The sequence below is a fragment of the Pseudomonas retamae genome (assembly GCF_043496865.1).
GTDB classification, from domain to species: Bacteria; Pseudomonadota; Gammaproteobacteria; order Pseudomonadales; family Pseudomonadaceae; genus Aquipseudomonas; species Aquipseudomonas retamae.
In genome coordinates this window covers 271884-292309 of the sequence record NZ_JBIEIL010000004.1, presented here as the reverse complement: position 1 = coordinate 292309, position 20426 = coordinate 271884, and the positions used below count along the sequence as shown (strand labels likewise).

The 20426-nt window shown below is 61.0% G+C and carries 14 protein-coding genes; 11 read left to right on the top strand and 3 right to left on the bottom strand.

Going from position 1 to position 20426, the window contains the following annotated elements; all coding sequences use genetic code 11:
* Positions 1 to 196 precede the first annotated feature (196 nt).
* Together aceF and aceE are read right to left on the bottom strand one after the other, a co-directional pair.
* Entirely contained in the window at positions 197 to 2161 is a 1965-nt protein-coding gene (gene aceF / locus ACGSLL_RS10100) for a dihydrolipoyllysine-residue acetyltransferase (protein ID WP_394505419.1), read from the bottom strand.
* 11 nt (positions 2162 to 2172) lie between these two features.
* Complete coding sequence (aceE, locus tag ACGSLL_RS10095) at positions 2173 to 4818, bottom strand: pyruvate dehydrogenase (acetyl-transferring), homodimeric type (RefSeq protein WP_394505417.1); 2646 nt, start codon at positions 4816 to 4818, stop codon at positions 2173 to 2175.
* Positions 4819 to 5202: 384 nt separating this feature from the next.
* On the opposite strand from aceE, the gene glnE reads away from it, so the two are divergent.
* From glnE to ACGSLL_RS10040, 11 genes are all read left to right on the top strand, one after another.
* Positions 5203 to 8142 carry a bifunctional [glutamate--ammonia ligase]-adenylyl-L-tyrosine phosphorylase/[glutamate--ammonia-ligase] adenylyltransferase gene (glnE, locus tag ACGSLL_RS10090; protein ID WP_394505415.1) on the top strand — a complete coding sequence of 980 codons (2940 nt, stop codon included), beginning with the start codon at positions 5203 to 5205 and terminating at the stop codon, positions 8140 to 8142.
* 327 nt (positions 8143 to 8469) lie between these two features.
* Complete coding sequence (waaF, locus tag ACGSLL_RS10085) at positions 8470 to 9504, top strand: lipopolysaccharide heptosyltransferase II (RefSeq protein ID WP_394505413.1); 1035 nt, start codon at positions 8470 to 8472, stop codon at positions 9502 to 9504.
* A 1-nt stretch (position 9505) separates the two neighbouring features.
* Positions 9506 to 10567 carry a lipopolysaccharide heptosyltransferase I gene (gene waaC, locus ACGSLL_RS10080; RefSeq protein WP_394505411.1) on the top strand — a complete coding sequence of 354 codons (1062 nt, stop codon included), beginning with the start codon at positions 9506 to 9508 and terminating at the stop codon, positions 10565 to 10567.
* A complete protein-coding gene (locus tag ACGSLL_RS10075; protein WP_394505409.1) occupies positions 10567 to 11688 on the top strand; it encodes a glycosyltransferase family 4 protein in 1122 nt (373 codons plus the stop codon). The genes waaC and ACGSLL_RS10075 overlap by 1 nt, the downstream gene beginning before the upstream one ends.
* On the top strand, positions 11688 to 12494 hold the full coding sequence (rfaP, locus tag ACGSLL_RS10070) for a lipopolysaccharide core heptose(I) kinase RfaP (RefSeq protein ID WP_394505407.1): 807 nt from the start codon (positions 11688 to 11690) through the stop codon (positions 12492 to 12494). Before ACGSLL_RS10075 ends, rfaP begins: the two co-directional genes overlap by 1 nt.
* Positions 12494 to 13228: a lipopolysaccharide kinase InaA family protein gene (locus ACGSLL_RS10065; RefSeq protein WP_394505405.1), complete on the top strand. Its 735-nt coding sequence runs from the start codon at positions 12494 to 12496 to the stop codon at positions 13226 to 13228. The genes rfaP and ACGSLL_RS10065 overlap by 1 nt, the downstream gene beginning before the upstream one ends.
* Positions 13225 to 13977 (top strand): lipopolysaccharide kinase InaA family protein, encoded by a 753-nt coding sequence (locus tag ACGSLL_RS10060; protein WP_394505403.1) that lies wholly within the window; start codon positions 13225 to 13227, stop codon positions 13975 to 13977. Before ACGSLL_RS10065 ends, ACGSLL_RS10060 begins: the two co-directional genes overlap by 4 nt.
* Positions 13977 to 15446, top strand: coding sequence for a lipopolysaccharide kinase InaA family protein (locus ACGSLL_RS10055; protein ID WP_394505401.1), 1470 nt, complete (start codon positions 13977 to 13979; stop codon positions 15444 to 15446). Before ACGSLL_RS10060 ends, ACGSLL_RS10055 begins: the two co-directional genes overlap by 1 nt.
* 115 nt (positions 15447 to 15561) lie before the next feature.
* On the top strand, positions 15562 to 17316 hold the full coding sequence (locus ACGSLL_RS10050) for a carbamoyltransferase family protein (RefSeq protein ID WP_090280623.1): 1755 nt from the start codon (positions 15562 to 15564) through the stop codon (positions 17314 to 17316).
* Positions 17309 to 18217 carry a glycosyltransferase family 2 protein gene (locus ACGSLL_RS10045; RefSeq protein ID WP_394505398.1) on the top strand — a complete coding sequence of 303 codons (909 nt, stop codon included), beginning with the start codon at positions 17309 to 17311 and terminating at the stop codon, positions 18215 to 18217. The genes ACGSLL_RS10050 and ACGSLL_RS10045 overlap by 8 nt, the downstream gene beginning before the upstream one ends.
* 59 nt (positions 18218 to 18276) lie before the next feature.
* The gene (locus ACGSLL_RS10040) at positions 18277 to 19722 is read left to right on the top strand and encodes a hypothetical protein (protein WP_394505396.1); all 1446 of its coding nucleotides are present in this window, start codon (positions 18277 to 18279) and stop codon (positions 19720 to 19722) included.
* Positions 19723 to 19725: 3 nt separating this feature from the next.
* Here ACGSLL_RS10040 and ACGSLL_RS10035 read toward each other — a convergent pair whose 3' ends face one another.
* Positions 19726 to 20379: a protein kinase family protein gene (locus ACGSLL_RS10035; RefSeq protein ID WP_394505394.1), complete on the bottom strand. Its 654-nt coding sequence runs from the start codon at positions 20377 to 20379 to the stop codon at positions 19726 to 19728.
* Positions 20380 to 20426: the final 47 nt, after the last annotated feature.

The following is a 20426-nucleotide window of genomic DNA, read 5'->3' as shown; positions in this document are numbered from 1 at the left end:
GTTGTGTGTCGGACAAAAAAGATCAGTGCCAAGTCGACGAGAGCTGTAGCCGATCTCAACGCGGCTTGTAGGAAAAGGAGGGCAAGGGTTTTCTTCAGGCAAAAAAAGCCCCGCCAGATGACGGGGTTGAGGTACGAGCGTGTGGCGCTCGAAAGGGTGCAGCAAGCGGCCCTCCGTTGCCGGAGGGCCGTTTGGATCAGAGCAGGATGGTGCGGATGTCGCCCAACAGGCTGCCCAGACGCTGGGTGAAACGTGCGGCTGCAGCGCCGTTGATCACGCGGTGATCGTAGGACAGCGACAGCGGCAGCATCAGTTTCGGCTGGAAGACTTTGCCGTCCCAGACTGGCTGAATGGTTGCCTTGGACACACCGAGGATCGCCACTTCCGGCGCGTTGACGATCGGCGTGAAGCCGGTGCCGCCAATGTGGCCGAGGCTGGAAATGGTAAAGCAGGCGCCTTGCATCTCGTCCGAGGACAGCTTCTTGGTACGGGCTTTTTCAGCCAGCGAAGCCGCTTCGGCCGCCAGTTGCAGCAGGCTTTTCTGGTCGACGTTCTTGATGACCGGCACCAGCAGGCCATCCGGGGTGTCGACGGCGAAGCCGATGTTCACGTATTTCTTGCGGATGATCGCTTTGCCGCTAGGTGCCAGCGAACTGTTGAAGTCCGGCAGTTCCTTGAGCAGATGCGCGCAGGTCTTGAGCAGCAGCGGCAGGATGGTCAGCTTGACGCCAGCCTTCTCGGCCACGGCCTTCTGTGCAACACGGAAAGCTTCCAGCTCGGTGATGTCCGCCGAGTCGAATTGCGTCACGTGTGGCACGTTCAGCCAGCTGCGGTGCAGGTTGGCAGCGCCGACTTGCATCAGGCGAGTCATCGGCACTTCTTCGATTTCGCCGAAACGGCTGAAGTCGACGACCGGAATCGGCGGGATGCCCGCGCCACCGGTAGCGCCGCCAGCAGCGGCCGGTGCTTCCTTGGCCTTCTGCATCATCGCTTTGACGTAAGTCTGCACGTCTTCTTTCAGAATACGACCGTGTGGACCGCTGGCGCCGACAGCGCTCAGCTCGACGCCGAACTCACGGGCCAGTTGACGCACGGCAGGGCCGGCGTGAACTTTCGCACCTGGCTTGGCAGGTGCGGCAGCTGGAGCGGCAGCAGCAGGTGCAGCGGCAGCCGGGGCAGCAGCGGCAGGTGCCGAAGCGCTCGGTGCAGCAGCGGCCGATGGAGCCGGGGCAGCAGCTGGCGCCGCGCCTTTGACTTTCAGCTTGAGGATCAGGTCGCCGGTACCGACTTCGTCATCCAGCTTGATCGAAACGCTTTCGACCACGCCAGCGGCAGGCGATGGAATTTCCATGCTCGCCTTGTCGGATTCCAGGGTGATCAGCGACTGGTCGGCTTCGACGGTGTCGCCGGCCTTGACCAGCACTTCGATGATCTTCGCCTTGCCGGCCGAACCGATGTCCGGAACGTGGATGTCCTGAACGCTGTCGGCGACCGGTGCCGCCGGGGCAGCAGCCGGAGCTGGCGCAGCGGCGGCGGCAGGCGCGGCAGCCTGGGCCGGAGCGGCCGCAGCAGGCGCCGCAGCACCTGCCACTTCCAGATCCAGAATCAGATCGCCAGTGCCGACTTCGTCGTTGAGCTTGACGCTGATGGCCTTGACCACGCCAGCGGCAGGTGACGGGATTTCCATGCTCGCCTTGTCGGATTCAAGGGTGATCAGCGATTGATCAGCTTCGACGGTGTCGCCGACCTTGACCTGAATCTCGATGATCTGCGCCTTGCCCGACGAACCGATGTCCGGCACGTGCACTTGCTGAACCGAAGCGGCAGCAGGGGCAGCGGCAGGCGCGGCAGCAGCAGGAGCGGCCGCCGGTTTCTCTTCGGCTTTCGCAGCAGGTGCGGCGGCAGGTGCAGGGGCCGCTTCAGCGGCGCCCTCGACTTCCAGCTCGAGCAGTTCGTCGCCTTCTTTCAGACGGTCGCCTAGCTTCACTTTCAGGCTCTTGATGACGCCGGCTTTCGGGGCCGGCACTTCCATGCTGGCCTTGTCCGATTCCAGGGTCAGGATGCTCTGGTCGGCTTCGATGCGGTCGCCGACCTTCACAAACAGTTCAATTACTTCACCTTCACCGCTGCCGATGTCAGGTACGCGAATGAGTTCGCTCACAAAATGTCTCCTCAGCAGTCCAGTGGGTTGCGTTTTTCCGGGTCGATGCCGAACTTGGCGATGGCTTCAGCCACAACCTTAGGTTCGATATCACCACGGTCAGCCAGTGCTTCCAGGGCTGCCAACACCACGAAATGACGGTCGACTTCGAAGAAATGACGCAGTTTCTTGCGGCTGTCGCTACGGCCGAAACCGTCGGTGCCCAGGACTTTGAATTCCTTGGACGGTACCCACTGACGGATCTGCTCGGCGAACAGCTTCATGTAGTCGGTAGAGGCGATGACCGGACCCTTACGGCCGTTCAGGCACTCTTCGACGTAGCTCAACTTCGGCTTCTGGCCAGGCTTGAGACGGTTGCTGCGCTCTACGGCCAGGCCGTCGCGACGCAGTTCGTTGAAGCTGGTAACGCTCCACACGTCGGCGCCGATGTTGAACTCTTCACGCAGGATCTTCGCCGCTTCACGCACTTCGCGCAGGATGGTGCCGGAGCCCATCAGCTGTACGTGGTGCGCCGCGTCGCGAGTGTCTTCCTCGAGCAGGTACATGCCTTTCTTGATGCCTTCTTCGGCACCGGCCGGCATGGCTGGCTGCTGGTACGACTCGTTCATCACGGTGATGTAGTAGAAGATGTCCTGTTGCTCTTCGGTCATCTTCTTCATGCCGTCCTGAATGATCACCGCCAGCTCGTAGCCGTAGGTCGGATCGTAGGTGCGGCAGTTCGGGATGGTCGCGGCCAGCAGGTGGCTGTGACCGTCTTCGTGTTGCAGACCTTCACCGTTCAGGGTGGTACGGCCGGCGGTGCCGCCGATCAGGAAGCCACGGGTACGGCTGTCGCCGGCAGCCCAGGCCAGGTCGCCAATGCGCTGGAAGCCGAACATCGAGTAGAAGATGTAGAACGGCAGCATCGGCTGGTTGTGGCTGGAGTACGAAGTACCGGCAGCGATGAACGAGCTCATGGCGCCTGCTTCGTTGATGCCTTCTTCAAGGATCTGACCTTTCTGGTCTTCCTTGTAGAACATCACCTGGTCTTTATCGACTGGCTCGTAGAGCTGGCCGACGGACGAGTAGATGCCGAGCTGACGGAACATGCCTTCCATACCGAAGGTACGGGCTTCGTCCGGGATGATCGGAACGATGCGCGGGCCGATTTCCTTGTCCTTGACCAATTGCGCGAGGATGCGCACGAAGGCCATGGTGGTGGAAATTTCGCGGTCGCCGGAACCGTCGAGGATGGCTTTGAGGGTGTCCAGATCCGGAGTCGGCACGCTGAAGCTCTGCGCGCGGCGCTGCGGCACGAAACCGCCCAGTGCGGCACGACGCTCGGCGAGGTAGCGGGCTTCGGCGCTGTTTGGCTCAGGCTTGAAGAACGGCAGGTTCTCCAGTTCTTCGTCCTTGACCGGGATGTCGAAGCGGTCGCGGAACAACTTCAGGCTGTCGACATCGACTTTCTTGGTGTTGTGCGCGGTGTTTTTCGCTTCGCCGGCACCGGTGCCATAACCCTTGATGGTCTTGGCGAGGATGACGGTTGGTTGTTCTTTGTGGTTGACCGCTTCGTGGTACGCCGCGTAGACCTTGTACGGGTCGTGGCCGCCACGGTTGAGTTTCCAGATCTCGTCGTCGGACAGATCGGCAACCATCGCCTTGAGTTCAGGCGTGTTGAAGAAGTGCTCGCGAACGAACGCGCCGTCTTTGGCTTTGTAGTTCTGGTACTCGCCGTCGATGACTTCGTCCATGCGACGCTGCAGGATGCCGTCGACGTCTTTGGCCAGCAATGGGTCCCAGAAACGGCCCCAGATGACTTTGGTCACGTTCCACTGTGCACCGCGGAACACGCCTTCGAGTTCCTGGATGATCTTGCCGTTGCCGCGAACCGGGCCGTCGAGGCGCTGCAGGTTGCAGTTGATGACGAAGATCAGGTTGTCCAGCTTCTCGCGGCCGGCCAGGGAGATCGCGCCCAGGGATTCCGGCTCGTCGCACTCGCCGTCGCCCAGGAAGCACCAGACTTTCTGTTTGCCCGGCTGGATGAAACCGCGGTGTTCCAGGTACTTCATGAAGCGCGCCTGGTAGATCGCCTGGATCGGGCCCAGACCCATCGATACGGTCGGGAACTGCCAGAAATCAGGCATCAGCCACGGGTGCGGATAAGACGACAGGCCTTGACCATCGACTTCCTGACGGAAGTTGTTCATCTGGTCTTCGGTGATGCGGCCTTCCATGAAAGCACGGGCGTAAACGCCTGGTGAGGTGTGGCCCTGGAAGTAGATCAGGTCGCCGCCGTGTTCGTCGGTCGGGGCCTGGAAGAAGTAGTTGAAGCCGATGTCATACAGGGTCGCACTGGAAGCGAAGCTGGAGATGTGACCACCCAGGTCAGAATCTTTCAGGTTCGTACGCATTACCATGGCCATCGCGTTCCAGCGTACCAGCGAGCGAATGCGGCGTTCCATGAACAGGTCGCCAGGCATGCGTGCTTCGTGGGTCACGGGGATCGTGTTGCGGTAAGGCGTGGTGATGGCGTAAGGGAGCTGCGAACCGCTGCGGGTCGCCAGTTCACCCATACGGGTCATCAGATAGTGAGCACGGTCTTCGCCTTCTTTGTCGAGAACCGATTCCAGGGCGTCCAGCCATTCCTGGGTTTCGACGGGATCGAGGTCTTGCATGGCTTGCTCCAGGGCGGAAAGGCTTCCAGAATCGGTTGCCTGAGTTTGCGACTGGCCTTGTGGGCAGACGATTTAAAATTCTTGGATTGCCGACAGGTTGTTCCGGCGGCGTGTAGTTTTACTACAAATCTTCCGGCATTTCAGCCTTTCGAATGTATAGACGAGTAGTAAAACTACAGAAGAATGGCTCGTGGCCTCCAACTGCGTTGTGAGAATAATCGTTAAGGTTGGTCTTTTGCCATCCGAAAAAGGTGAAACTTTGATATTCGCTGCCAACGACAATGAATTTTCAGCTATTTCTAACTTTTGTTCGACACTCCGGTGGGTAGCGGCTTTTCGCCAATCACTACAAGCGGCCATTTACACGCCGATCAAGGATAGACCATGACCCTGCCCGTGCTTGCCGAACTGCCCGCCATTCTCCTGCCGTTGGTCAATCGATCCGAGCAGTCGTTCCGTACGGCCGTCGCCGCGCTGGATGACGATCACGGTCTGGCAACCTGGACGTCAGAGCGCTGGGCGCAGTTCGCCCGGGTCACCGCCGCCAGCGAGTTTGTCATTGAACAGAGCGTTCGTGACCCTTTGATGTTGCTGGCGCTGGTGCAGTCCGGCGAACTCGACCGGGCGTTTGCACCGGGTGAACTGTGTGCGCAGATTGCCGCTGCCGTAAATGCTGCGCAAAACGAAGATGAACTCGGCCGTGCCTTGCGCCGCCAGCGCGCCCGGCATCAGGTGCGGATCATCTGGCGTGACCTCACCCGTCAGGCCGATGTGGTGCAGACCTGTCGCGACCTTTCGGACATGGCCGACGCCACCATCGATCAAGCCTATCAGTGGCTGTACAGCCGTCATTGCGAACAATTCGGCACGCCGACCGGGCGTCGCAGCGGTCTGCCGCAGCAGATGGTCATTCTCGGCATGGGCAAGCTCGGCGCCGTCGAATTGAACCTGTCGTCGGACATCGACCTGATTTTTGCTTATCCCGAGGGCGGCGAGACCGTTGGCGTCAAGCGCTCGCTGGACAACCAGGAATTCTTCATCCGTCTCGGCCAGCGTTTGATCAAGGCGCTCGACCCGATGACCGTCGACGGCTTCGTGTTCCGTGTCGACATGCGCCTGCGTCCGTACGGCTCGTCCGGCGCGCTGGTGCTGAGCTTCAATGCGCTGGAGCAGTATTACCAGGATCAGGGCCGCGACTGGGAACGCTACGCAATGATCAAGGCGCGGGTGGTGGCCGGCGACCAGGCGGCGGGCGCGCAGTTGCTCGACATGCTGCGGCCGTTCGTTTACCGGCGTTATCTGGATTTCTCGGCGATCGAAGCGCTGCGCACCATGAAGCAACTGATCCAGCAGGAAGTGCGGCGCAAGGGCATGGCCGACAACATCAAGCTGGGCTCTGGTGGCATTCGCGAGGTCGAGTTCATCGCCCAGGCCTTTCAGTTGATTCATGGCGGACGCGATCTGAGCCTGCAACAGCGTCCTCTATTAAAGGTATTGAGCACGCTGGAAGGGCAGGGCTATCTGCCGCCGGCGGTGATCAGCGAGTTGCGCGAAGGCTACGAATTTCTGCGTTACACCGAGCACGCGATTCAAGCGATTGCCGACCGTCAGACCCAGATGCTCCCGGACAGCGCGCAGGATCAGGCGCGTATTGCCTTCATGCTCGGTTTCGCCGATTGGAACGCTTTCCACGAAAAACTGATGTTCTGGCGCGGCCGCGTGGCCTGGCACTTCGCTCAGGTGATCGCCGATCCCGACGAGGAGGAGGGCGCCGAAAGCGAAGTGGTGGTCGGCGGTGAATGGCTGCCGTTGTGGGAAGAAGCGCAAGACGAAGAAGCGGCCTGCCGTCAGTTGCAGGAGGCCGGTTTTGCCGATGCGAGCAAAGCCTTGAAGGCGCTGGCCGGTTTGCGCAGCAGTCCGCAGTTGCGCGCCATGCAGTGGTTGGGGCGAGAGCGCCTCGATGCGTTCATTCCGCGTCTGCTCGCGCAGGCGGTAGAGCATGCCAATCCGGATCTGGTGCTGGAACGGGTGCTGCCGTTGGTCGAGGCTGTGGCGCGGCGTTCGGCTTATCTGGTGCTGCTCACGGAAAACCCCGGTGCCCTGCGGCGTTTGTTGACGCTGTGCGCGGCGAGTCCCTGGATCGCTGAGCAGATCACCCGCTTCCCGCTGCTGCTCGACGAATTGCTTAACGAAGGTCGCCTGTTCAAGCCGCCGCTGGCGCCGGAACTGGCTGCCGAACTGCGTGAAAGGCTGACGCGGATTCCCGAGGACGACCTCGAACAGCAGATGGAAGCCCTGCGTCATTTCAAACTGGCGCACCGCCTGCGTGTCGCCGCTTCGGAAATCGCCGGCAGCCTGCCGCTGATGAAGGTCAGCGATTACCTGACCTGGCTGGCCGAAGCGATTCTCGAGCAAGTGCTGGCCCTGGCCTGGCGTCAGACCGTGGCCAAATACGGCACACCGCTGCGCACCGACGGCACCTTGTGCGACCCCGGCTTCATTATTGTCGGTTACGGCAAGGTCGGCGGTCTGGAGCTGGGGCATGGTTCGGATCTGGATCTGGTGTTCATTCACGATGGCGATCCGCAGGCCGAAACCGACGGGCCTAAATCGATCGATGGTGCGCAATTCTTCACGCGGTTGGGGCAGCGGATTATTCACCTGCTGACGGCGCAGACCAACTCCGGCCAGCTCTACGAAGTCGACATGCGTCTGCGTCCGTCCGGTGCGGCGGGGCTGTTGGTCAGTTCGCTCGGCGCTTTCGCCCGCTATCAGGAAAACGAAGCCTGGACCTGGGAGCATCAGGCGCTGGTGCGGGCGCGGGTGCTGGTCGGTAGTCAGGATGTCGGTCAGGCGTTCGAGAAAGTCCGCGCACAGGTCTTGGGCAAGGCCCGCGATCTGGCGAAGCTGCAGCAGGAAGTCAGCGAGATGCGCGCGAAGATGCGCGACAACCTCGGCACCAAGGCTACCGCGGCCGGCACGGCGGCCAATGCCTTCGAGGCGACGGCGTCGTTCGACCTCAAGCAGGACGCCGGAGGTATCGTCGATATTGAATTTATGGTGCAATACGCGGCTCTGGCGTGGTCGCAAAGCCACCCGCCACTGCTGCGCTGGACCGATAACATCCGCATTCTGGAAGAGCTGGAACATGCAGGGCTGATGCCTGCCGAAGACGCCAGCCTGCTGCGCGAGGCTTATAAAGCCTACCGCTCGGGCGCGCACCGGCAGGCCTTGCAGAAGGATGCCGGGGTGATCCCGGGCGACCAGTTTGCCGAAGAGCGCCGGCAGGTCATGCGAATCTGGCGTGAGTTGGGGCTAAGCTGAAACGCGCCAGTGCAGCGATGAGTTTCGAATGTGGGAGCGAGCCTGCTCGCGAAGGCGAAGTGTCAGGCGACGTCAATGCTGGATATGCCGGCCCCTTCGCGAGCAGGCTCGCTCCCACAAGGATCTATCGTGTTCAAGGTTTTGCGGCAAAACGAATAACCCTGTGGGAGCGGGCTTGCCCGCGATAGCGGAGTATCAGACGACAATAATGTTGGATGTGAAGACCCCATCGCGAGCAGGCTCGCTCCCACAGAAGATCTACAGTGTTTGTAGAATTCTCGAGGCGGGGAGGCGTAATTGCCTCCCCGGTTCGTTTTTGGAAAGCACATGAATATTTTGATCGTTGGGCCCAGTTGGGTCGGTGACATGGTGATGGCGCAGACACTGTTTCAGTGTCTCAAACAGCGCCACCCGCAATGCGCAATCGACGTGCTGGCGCCCGAGTGGAGCCGGCCGATCCTTGAGCGCATGCCCGAAGTGCGCAAGGCCTTGAGCTTCCCGCTCGGCCACGGCGCGCTGGAGCTGGCGACGCGTCGGCGCATCGGCAAATCCCTCGCCGGGCAGTACGATCAGGCGATCCTGTTGCCCAACTCGTTGAAGTCGGCGCTGGTGCCTTTTTTTGCCGGCATCCCCAAGCGTACCGGCTGGCGTGGCGAGTTCCGTTACGGCCTGCTCAACGACGTGCGCACGCTGGATAAAGAACGTTATCCGCTGATGATCGAGCGCTTCATGGCCCTGGCCTACGAGCCGAACGCCGAATTGCCGAAGCCCTATCCGCGCCCGAACCTGCAGATCGATCCGCAGAGCCGCGAAGCGGCGCTGGCCAAGTTCGGCCTGAGCCTCGACCGCCCGGTGTTGGCCCTGTGCCCCGGCGCCGAGTTTGGCGAATCCAAGCGCTGGCCGTCCGAGCACTACGCCAAAGTTGCCGAAGCGCGCATTCGCGAAGGCTGGCAGGTGTGGTTGTTCGGTTCGAAAAACGATCACGCGGTCGGCGAAGACATCCGCGCGCGCTTGATTCCGGGCCTGCGCGAGGAATCGGTGAATCTCAGTGGCGGTACTTCGCTGGCCGAAGCCATCGACCTGCTGTCGTGTGCCGACTCGGTCGTCTCCAACGATTCCGGCCTGATGCACGTCGCCGCCGCGCTGAACCGCCCGTTGGTGGCTGTCTACGGTTCGACTTCGCCGGGCTTCACCCCGCCGCTGGCCGAGCAGGTCGAAATCGTGCGCCTGGGCATCGAATGCAGCCCGTGCTTTGACCGTACGTGCCGATTCGGCCATTACAACTGCCTGCGCCAATTGATGCCGGATGCCGTCGACGACGCCTTGCATAAATTGCACGGCTCCGTGGTCGAGGTTCATTAAGTTGCGGGTACTGTTGATCAAGACGTCATCGCTGGGCGACGTGATTCACGCGTTGCCGGCGCTGACCGACGCGGCCCGGGCGATTCCCGGGATCAAGTTCGACTGGGTGGTGGAAGAAGGCTTTGCCGAGATTCCGACCTGGCACCCGGCGGTCGGCAAGGTGATCCCGGTGGCGATCCGCCGCTGGCGCAAGAATCTGTGGAAAACCCTCACCAGCGGCGAGTGGAAGCGCTTCAAGCAAAGCGTGCGCGCCAACAAATACGATCTCGTTATTGACGCCCAGGGCCTGCTGAAAAGCGCCTGGCTGACCCGCTACGTCAAAGCCCCGGTCGCCGGCCTCGATAAAACCTCGGCTCGCGAACCCATGGCGGCGCGTTTCTACGATCGCAAGCTGGCCGTGGCCCGTGGTCAGCACGCCGTCGAGCGCGTGCGGCAACTGTTCGCCATCGCGCTGGGCTACGACCTGCCAAAAGGCCTCGGCGATTACGGTCTCAGCGTCGAGCGCCTGGTCGAGCTGCCGCGCAAGAACGCCTTCGTGGTGTTTCTGCATGGCACCACCTGGGACACCAAGCACTGGCCGGAAATCTACTGGCGCGAGCTGACCGAGCGAGTCGGCTACCTTGGCGTCGGCGTAAAGCTGCCGTGGGGCAACGAGCAGGAAAAGGCCCGTGCCGAACGCATCGCTGCTGGCTTTAAACACGCCGAAGTGCTGCCTAAGCTGAATCTGGCCGGCGTCGGTAAAGTCCTTGCTGGCGCGCAGGCCTGCGTTGCGGTGGATACCGGCCTCGGTCATCTCGCCGCAGCGCTGGACGTCCCGACGATCTCGCTGTTCGGCCCGACCAACCCGGGCCTGACCGGCGCTTACGGCAAGCTGCAGATTCACCTGGCGAGCGACTTTCCATGCGCGCCGTGCATGCAAAAAAAATGTACCTATCAACCGACCGCGCAAGATGCCCGGCAGTTTGATCTCAAGCGTGAACAGCCGCTGTGCTTCACGCGCGTAAACCCCGAGCGTGTCGCCAGCCGACTGAGCACGTTGTTAATGGCTGAGGAGCTGCGCTGATGCAATTGGCATTCGTCCTGTACAAATATTTCCCGTTCGGTGGCTTGCAGCGCGACTTCATGCGCATCGCCCTCGAATGCCAGCAGCGCGGCCATCAGATCCGTGTCTACACGCTGATCTGGGAAGGCGATGTGCCGCCGGGTTTCGAGGTGCTGGTGGCGCCGGTCAAGGCGCTGTTCAACCATCGTCGCAACGAAAAACTCAGCGCCTGGATGGAGGCAGACCTTGCCAGGCGTCCAGTCGATCGCCTGATCGGCTTCAACAAGATGCCGGGGCTCGACGTCTATTACGCGGCAGACGGCTGCTTCGAAGACAAGGCGCAGAACCTGCGCAACTCGCTGTACCGCCGCTGGGGCCGCTACCGCCACTTCGCCGAGTACGAGCGTTCCGTGTTCGCGAAAGACGCGAAAACCGAAGTGCTGATGATTTCCGAAGTGCAGCAGCCGCTGTTCATCAAGCATTACGACACCCCACTCGAACGCTTCCATTTGCTGCCACCAGGCATTGCTCAGGACCGTCGACGCCCGGCGAATGCCGATGAGATTCGCGCCGGCTTCCGTGCCGAATTCAACCTCAAGGACGACGAGCTGCTGCTGGTGCAGATCGGTTCCGGGTTCAAGACCAAAGGCGTTGATCGCAGCCTCAAGGCGCTCGCTGCGCTGCCCGCCGAACTGAAGAAACGCACGCGGTTGTTTGTAATCGGCCAGGATGACCCCAAGTTATTCCAGATGCAGGGCGCGACATTGGGCCTGGGCGACAACGTGACCTTCCTCAAGGGCCGCAGCGATATCCCGCGGTTTCTGCTCGGCGCTGATCTGTTGATTCATCCGGCGTACAACGAAAACACCGGCACCGTGCTGCTTGAAGCGCTGGTCGCCGGCCTGCCGGTACTGGTCAGCGCGGTCTGCGGTTACGCCCATTACATCGCCGAGGCTGACGCCGGGCGAGTACTGGACGAACCCTTCGAACAGGCGCAGTTGACGCAATACCTGACTGAGATGTTGAGCGACGACGCTGCACGGGCGGCCTGGAGCCGCAATGGTCTGGCCTTCGCCGACACGGCCGACCTCTACAGCATGCCGCAGCACGCGGCCGATGTGATTCTGGCGGAGCACGCTTAATGAAGTTGATGCTGGCTGAACCGTTCAAAAGCCTTTGGGCCGGACGCGATCCGTTCGCCGAAGTCGAAGGCTTGCAGGGCGAGGTATACCGCGAGCTGGAAGCACGCCGGACACTGCGCACGGAAGTCGACGGCCACGGATTTTTCGTGAAGATCCACCGCGGCATCGGCTGGGGCGAGATCTTCAAAAACCTGCTGACCGCCAAGCTGCCGGTGCTCGGCGCGGGCCAGGAATGGCAGGCGATTCAACGTCTGCAGGAAGTCGGCGTGCCGACCATGACCGCCGTTGCCTATGGCGAGAAGGGCAGCAACCCGGCGGATCAGCATTCGTTCATCGTCACGCAAGAGCTGGCGCCGACCATCAGCCTGGAAGACTTCAGCATCGACTGGGTCAAGCAGCCGCCGGAGCCCAGGCTCAAGCACGCATTGATTGCCGAGGTCGCACGCATGACCGGCATGATGCACCGCGCCGGGGTCAACCACCGCGATTGCTACATCTGTCACTTCCTGCTGCACACCGATAAACCGGTCACGCCGGAAGATTTCAAGCTGTCGGTGATCGACCTGCACCGCGCCCAGACTCGCCCGGCGATTACCCAGCGCTGGCGCAACAAGGATCTGGCCGCGCTGTACTTCTCCGCGCTGGACATCGGCCTGACCCGCCGCGACAAGCTGCGCTTCCTCAAAGGTTACTTTCAGCAGCCGCTGCGACAGATCCTCGCCGAAGAAGCACCGCTGTTGAACTGGCTGCAAGGCAAGGCCGACAAGCTCTACGCGCGCAAGCAGCGTTACGGGGATGCGCTCTGATGGCGGGGTGGACTCTGGAACCCGCCTACAGCGATCTCGCCGAAGATTTTGGCAGTCTCGAAGCGGTGTTTGCCCTGCAAGGCGAGCGCCTGACCCGCGACCCGCTGTCCGAAGTGATTCGCGTGCAGCGCAACGGCGTCAATTACTACGTCAAACGCTACGTCGGCGCCGGTAAAGGCTTGCGCCGCTACCTCGGCAAGCCGCGGGTGAAGATGGAGTGGCAGAACCTCAAGCGCTTCGCCAAGTGGGGCATTCCCACTGCCGAAGTGGTCGCCTGGGGTCTGGAGCGGCGTGGTGCAGCGTACGATCGCGGCGCGATGATCACCCGCGAGCTGCCGTATACCGAAGACCTCTCGGCGCTTGCCGAACGCAAGGATCCGAAGCTCAAGGATCGCGCCTGGGTCGATGGCGTCAGCCGGCAACTGGCCGGTTATACCCGGACAATGCACGATCACCGTTTTACCCATAACGATCTGAAATGGCGCAACCTGTTGATCGACGATCAGGCGCGCATCTTTCTGATCGATTGCCCTAATGGCGAGTTCTGGCGCGGCTTCTGGCTCAAGTACCGGATCACCAAGGATCTGGCCTGTCTCGACAAGCTCGCCAAATATCACCTGTCCAATACCCAGCGCTTGCGCTTTTACAAGCAGTATCGCCAGTGCGATCGGCTTGATAGCGCCGACAAGAAGCGGATTCGGCACGTGGTGAGATTTTTCGAGGGACGTGAATGACTGATTTTCTGGCCGACGATGACCGCGCGCTGCTGGCGCGCCATGGCCTGGACACTTTTGATGCGCTGTGGGCAAAAGAGCTTGAGGCGGTCGACGAACCCAACACCGCCGGCGGTGGCTGGAGCAGCGTGTTTCGTCTGGATCTGGAGGGGCAGGGGTATTACCTCAAGCGCCAGAGCAACTACTTGACGCGCACGTTGCACGCACCGTTCGGCGAGCCCAGTTTTGCTCGCGAGTTTCGCAATATCAGCCGCTACCGCAAGCTCGGCATTCCGGCGCTGCAAGCGGCGTTCTTCGGTGAGCGCAAGGTCAATGGTGAAGTCCGCGCCATTCTGCTGACCCGTGCGCTGGACGGCTGGAACGATCTGGATTCGCTGTTGCAACGCTGGGCACAACTCGATCGCGCGCAGCAGTCAGCCATCCTGCGTGCCTGCGGACGGCTGGCGCAGCATCTGCACAGTGTGCGTCAGGTGCACGGCTGTTTTTATCCCAAGCACATTTTCCTGCGGGCTGCGGGTGACGAGTATCAGGCGCAATTGATCGATCTGGAAAAGACCCGGCCATTGCTGTTCGGTCTGCGCGACCGCATCAAGGATCTGGAGCCGCTGCAACGCCGCGCACCGCAGTGGACCGAGGCGCAACTGCGCGAGTTGCTGGCGGCTTATCTCGATAAACCTGGCGATAGCTCGCTGGTCGACAGCTGGCTCGCCCGACTGACCGCGCGCCGCAGTCACAAGGAGACCCGCTGATGCAATTGTCCGAGCTGGCCAATGTCGGGCGTGCCCCGGCGCTGCCGCTGACGGTAACGTTGGCTGATGCCGCAGGCAGCGCCGACTTGCAACTGCTGAGTCTGCTGCGGGTGTTGCCGGGGCAGCGTTATGTGGGCGCGGGCGTCTGGCGCGGCCGTCCGGTGCTGGCCAAGTTGCTGGTCGGTGGCAAGGCCGCGCGACATTTTCAGCGCGAGCTGGAGGGCGTGCGTTTGCTGGCTGAACAAGGCCTGACCACGCCGCTGTTGCTGGCCGATGGGCTGACGGATGGCGAGGGCGGCTGGCTGCTGTTCGAGCTGCTGGAAAACGCCGAGAGCCTGGGCGATGCCTGGGCGCAAGTCGAGTCCTTGCCGGCGCTGGCCGACGAGCAATCTGCGGTGCTGGCTGAGGCGCTGGGCGCGATTGGCCAATTGCATGGCAAAGGACTCTGGCAGGAAGACCTGCACCTGGACAACCTGCTGCGCCATGGCGGCCAGTTGTATTTGATCGATGGCGCCGGTATTCGCGCGGAAACCGCCGGGCAACCGTTATCCCGGCAAAAGGTGCTGGAAAATCTCGGGGTGTTTTTTGCGCAGTTGCCCAAGGCGCTGGAACCGTTCACCGAAGAACTGCTGGTGTATTACCTGCTGAGCAACAGCGAACACGCGTTGCCGCTGGAGGCCTTGCAGAAACAGATCGACAAAGTACGTCGCTGGCGGCTGAAGGACTTTCTGGCCAAGGTCGGCCGCGAATGCACGCTGTTCAGCGTGCGGCGTGGAGCATTTGGTTTGCGGGCGATCCGCCGCGAAGAAGAAGCGGCGATGGTGCCGGTGCTCGAGCAGGCCGATGCGCTGCTTGAGCAGGGTCATCTCTACAAGACCGGCGGCGCAGCGAGCGTCGGCAAGGTGCAGGTGGGCGAGCGTACGCTGCTGATCAAGCGCTACAACATCAAGGGGTTCGCCCATTGGCTCAAGCGCTTTTGGCGCCCGAGCCGTGCGTGGCACTCGTGGCGCGAAGGCAATCGTCTGGCGTTTCTCGCAATTGCCACACCGAAACCGCTGGCCGTGCTGGAAAAGCGCTTCCTGTGGCTTCGCAGTCGCGCCTGGCTGGTGACGGAGTTCCTGCCGGGGCCGGACATCATCGAGCGTTTTGCGCCGTATGTGGAAACGGGGGACGCGCCCGAGGCGGAATTGCAGGCACTGGAACTGCTGTTCGCGCAACTGATCAATGAGCGCATCAGCCATGGTGATTTCAAGGGGCACAATCTGTTCTGGCAGGACGATCGCTGGGCACTGATCGATCTGGACTCGATGTGCCAGCACGGTTCTATCGGCAGTTTCGCGCAAGCGTACGCCCGTGACCGCGCACGATTCATGCGTAACTGGCCGCAAAGCAGTGCATTGTACCGGGTCATCGATCAGCGGTTGCCGAATGAGGTGGCCGATTCATCCGCGGCCAATCGCACAGGGTAATTCCCCACGCGTTTACGCTATAATCCCGCGCTTTAGCTGTCTCTCGCCTGTGCGGGGATACATCCATTTTCAAGGCGCATCGCGCCTGTACGCAGACTAAAGAGGCTAGACCCCTGTGGCATTGACGATTCTTGGCCTGTCCGGCGCCCTTAGCCATGACCCATCAGCAGCCTTGTACATCGATGGCAAGCTGGTGGCGGCGGCTGAAGAAGAGCGCTTCGTACGCGACAAGCATGCAAAAAACCGCATGCCCTACGAATCGGCGAAGTTCTGTCTGGAACAGGCCGGCATCAAGCCGTCCGATGTTGACGTGGTCGCGATCCCGTTTGCCCCGATCAGTCTCTTCGGCAAGGCCCGCTGGCACTACGCCAAGCGCTACTGGTACGCACCGGATCGCGCCCTCGATGCGATCCTGATGGGCAACCGCCGCTACAAGCGCTATCGCAACAAGATCGTCTGGTGCCTCGAGCAACTGGGTTTCGATCCGAAGAAAATCAAGATCGAACCGGTCGAGCATCACCTGGCTCACGCCTCCAGCGCTTACCACTGCTCCGGTTTCAAGGAAAAAACCGCGATCCTCGGGATCGACGGCAAGGGCGAGTACGCCACGACCTTCTTCGGCTATGGCGAAAACGGCAAGATCCACAAGATCAAGGAATTCTTCGACCCGGACTCGCTCGGCGGTCTGTACGGCGCGATCACCGAGTTTCTCGGCTTCGAAATGCTCGACGGCGAGTTCAAGGTCATGGGCATGGCGCCCTACGGTGACGCCAGCAAGTACGATTTCTCGCGTCTGGCCTCGTTCGAAAACGGCGAGCTGGTGATCAACACCGACTACGCCAACGTGATCGGCCTGCGCCGCTACAAAGAGAAGGGTAAAGGCTTCTACTTCTCGCCGAAGCTGATCGAATGGCTGGGCCCGAAACGCGAAGGCGATATTGCTGACGAGCCGTACATTCACTACGCCGCGAGCATGCAAGCGCTGTTCGAAAAGCTGGCGTTGCAGATGATCGACCACTATCTGGGCGATGTGCTCAAGGAAACCGGCAAGCTCGCGTTCGCCGGTGGCTGTGCGTTGAACGTCAAGCTGAACCAGAAAATCATCGCCCGCGACGACATCAAGGAGCTGTTCGTGCAGCCTGCGTCCGGCGATGCCGGCACGGCAGTGGGCGCCGCCGCTTATGTGTCGCACGCCCGTGGCGTACCGGTGGAGAAGATGGAACACGTCTATCTCGGCCCGTCCTACAGCAACGAAGACGTGATCGCCGCGTGCGCCCGTCACGCGAACAAGCCGGCTTGGCGCAAGCTCGACAACATGCCGGAGCAGATCGCCAGGATCATGGTCGACGGTAACCCTGTCGCCTGGTTCCAGGGGCGCATGGAGTTTGGCCCGCGTGCCCTTGGCGGTCGTTCGATCATCGGTTGCCCGAGCGTCGCTGGCGTGGCTGACCGGATCAACCACCAGATCAAGTTCCGCGAGCGCTGGAGGCCTTTCTGCCCGTCGATGCTCGACACCGTTGCGCCGCAAATGATCAAGATCGATCACCCGGCACCGTTCATGACATTCACGTTTGAAGTGGCTGAAGAGTGGAAAACCCGCGTGCCGGAAGTCGTCCATGAGGACGGCACTTCTCGCGCCCAGGTGCTCAAGCGCGAATACAATCCGCGCTACTACGACATGATGAAGGCGCTGGAAAACCTTACCGGCAATGGCGTTTCGCTCAACACCTCGCTCAATCGTCGTGGCGAGCCAATGATCTGTTCGCCAACCGATGCGCTGAACATGTTTTTCGGTTCGGATCTGGAATACCTGATCATGGAAGATATTCTGGTCGTAAAAGAGGGTGTGAAAGGATACGAACTTGACTGAAACACTGATCAGCGTCGTCATTCCGGTTTACAACTACGCGCGAACCCTGCCACGAGCAGTGGAGTCGGTGTTGGCGCAGCTGGACGAGGCGACGGCGGATCTATTGGTCATCGACGACGGGTCGACGGACGATACGCCCCAGGTTGTCGAACAGCTCTTGCTCAAGCATGGCGGGCGCTTTCGTGCGTTGCGCAAAAGCAATGGTGGATTGTCCTCGGTGCGCAATCTTGGCATCGAGGAAACCACCGGGCAGTTTTTGGTGTTTCTTGATTCCGATGACGAGATGGCGCCTGGCGCATTGGCGGCACTGTCGCAACATATCGCCGCAAACCCGCAAAGCCTGATGGTGATCGGGTCGCATTGGTCGGTGTTCGCTGATGGCAAGCGCAGCTTGCAGGCAGCCAGGCCATTGCCGACGGCGCCGCGACAGCGGTTGCTGGGTTATTTGCTGGACAAGACCGTATCGATTTCCAACGGCGCCTGCGCGATGCATCGCAGCGTTTTCGAGCCGGGCAATTACCCCGAGCATCTGCGCAACGTCGAAGATTTGCCGGTGTTTGCCCAGGTCCTCGCGCGTTTTCCCTGCAGCGTTGTGAATCAACCGTTGGCGCTCGTTTACAAGCATGCAGACAGCATGCGCCATGACCTGCGCCAAAGCCTTGCGGCTGGCACCGATCAGGTCGTCAACGAAGTGTTTTCCGAGCGGCGTATGCCTGATGAAATGCAGGACTTGCGTCAGGCATTTCTGGCACAGCGTTGTCTGTCATTGTTTCGCGATTGCTATTCCCATGGCGAATACAAACTGGCCAAGGGCTTCTATTTGCAGGCGTTACGCGCTGACTGGCGCACGATCAAGCGCTGGTCCTATGCGCGCAAGGCGTTGCGATCACTTTTTCGGTAAGCCGCAGGGACGTGGATGTACCTGGTAATGGAAGGGGTGGCTGGGTGAGGGTTGTGAGCATGAAGATTGGGGCTCAGGCCTCCCGGATCATCGACGAATATCCTGTAGCGCTGGCATTTTTTGGCAGTGTGCTGTTATCGCTGATCGCTGTGTTGGGCACGGCGACGGTGGGGCGCGATGCTGCGCTGTATATCGATATTGCGCAGCAGGTCACCGAGCTTGGGCCCAACGTGGCATGGGCAACGTTCGACTGGCCGTGGTTTTCGTTATTGCTCGCCGCCACGCACCGTGTTTCGCATTTGCCGTTGGAATTGAGCGCTTATCTTTGGTGCGGTTTGTTTTTCGCCGGTACCAGCGCCTTGATGGTCGATTGCGTGCGCCAGCGCTCGCCCGAGCTTGCGCGATGGGCCTGCCTTGTCGTGCTGGCGATGCCGGCGGTCAATGCCTTTCGAAACGACATCATCCGCGAATGCGGCTTCTGGTTTTTCTGCACCTTGACTCTCTGGCTCGCGTCGCGCTGGCAATCGCGCGGCGGCTGGCTGTGGGCGGCCGCGATTCATCTGGCGATTGTTGCAGCAGCGCTGTTCCGCCTTGAGGCACTGCTGCTGGTGCCAGCGCTGGCGCTGTGGCAGTTGCCCAACCTGTGGACGCCGAACCGTCGCCTGCAGTTCGTGCAGTTCTCGATTCTGCCGATGGCAGGCCTGCTGCTGGTTGCCGTGACGGGCATGTTGATGTCAGCGCGCGTAGCGCTCTATCTGGACATGATCGAGCCTCGCGGTGTGCTGGCTTCGTTCCAGATGTTGTGCGAGCAGTTCGGCAACTCTCTGATCAACAAGTATTCCCGGGACGAAGCTGGCCGTATCATCTTTTTTGGCATCCTGGCGACGATGACCATCTCGTTCGTCAAGTTGATGGGACCGTTCGCTGTGCCGTTCGTCCTGCGCCGCAATTGGGGTGTGCTCGGCACTTACTGGCGTGATTACCGCCCCTTCGCCTGGGCGGCTTTGTTGTATCTGGTGGTGCTGGTGCTGTTTTTCATCAAGCTGCAGTTCATGAACGCGCGCTACCTGAGCTTCCTTAACCTGTTGTTCGTGCCGGTGATGGCGATGGGGCTGGCAGCGTTCGTTCGCCAGTTTCCGCGGCTGGGCAAGGCTCTGGTAATTCTGGGCTTGCTGATGATGCTGGCGAACGTGGTATCCACCGGGGCGGGCAAGACGCATTACGTTGCAGCCGGGCGCTGGGCGTCAACTCACATCGAGCGCGGCGTGCCGACCTACTTCGAAGACGGCCGGATCAGTTATTACGCCGGTCGCGGCTATGTGTTGCCCAGCCTGACCCGTGAAGAGGCGATGTCGCCGACGCATGCAGCAAAATTCCGCTATTTCCTGATCGAGGCGAAGGGCGATGAGCCGTGGCTGAAGGAGTGGCTGGCGGCGCATCAAATGCACGTGCTCGAACACTTCAAGAATCGCAAGGGTGCCACGTTGGTGGTGATCGGGCGCTGAGGCTTACACCAGCAACGGCCGCAGGCGCGAGATCAGTGGCGCCTGTCGGTTGCTCGGCAGTGCCTGGCGGTAGCCTTCGATAAAGCTGTCGCCGGCGTCGTCGCCGAGCAACCATTGACGGTCTTCCTTGTAGCGCAGCAAATGCGCAAAGTTGCGCAGGCGTTTGCTGTCACTCAGCGCACGCTTCTGGCAGCGCAGGTCGGCGATGTCGATCAGGCCAAGGTGGTTGTCCGGGGTCAGCACCACGTTGCCGAAGTGCAGCGATCGGAAGTACACGCCTTTCTCATGCAGCAGGGCGAAATAGCTGCCCAGCTGCATTCTCAGTGAATCACCATCTTCGGCCGAACCTTGTAACTGGCGCACCGTGTTGCCTTCCAGCGGATGGTAGTAAACGCCGTCGCGCTCGATGCTCGGGATGCGATAGACCGCGATGACTTGCGGGCAAAGAATGCCGCGTTGCTGCAGCGCGCGGGTGTTGTTGGCAAAACGCTGCGCGTAAGGGAAGAACAGCGCCGAGCTGAGCAAGCGCTTGCGACGGAACAGCTTGAGCATGCGGCCGTCGGCCAGCTTCAACACTTTGTCGCCGGAACCGTCGGCCTCCAGTACCTGTGCACCTTTGCGCAGTGCCTCGTAAGTGCTGTGGTCAATCGATTGCATAGCGGGCTCCCCATCGTTAGCGGCGTATCTTAACCGACTTGGTCAAA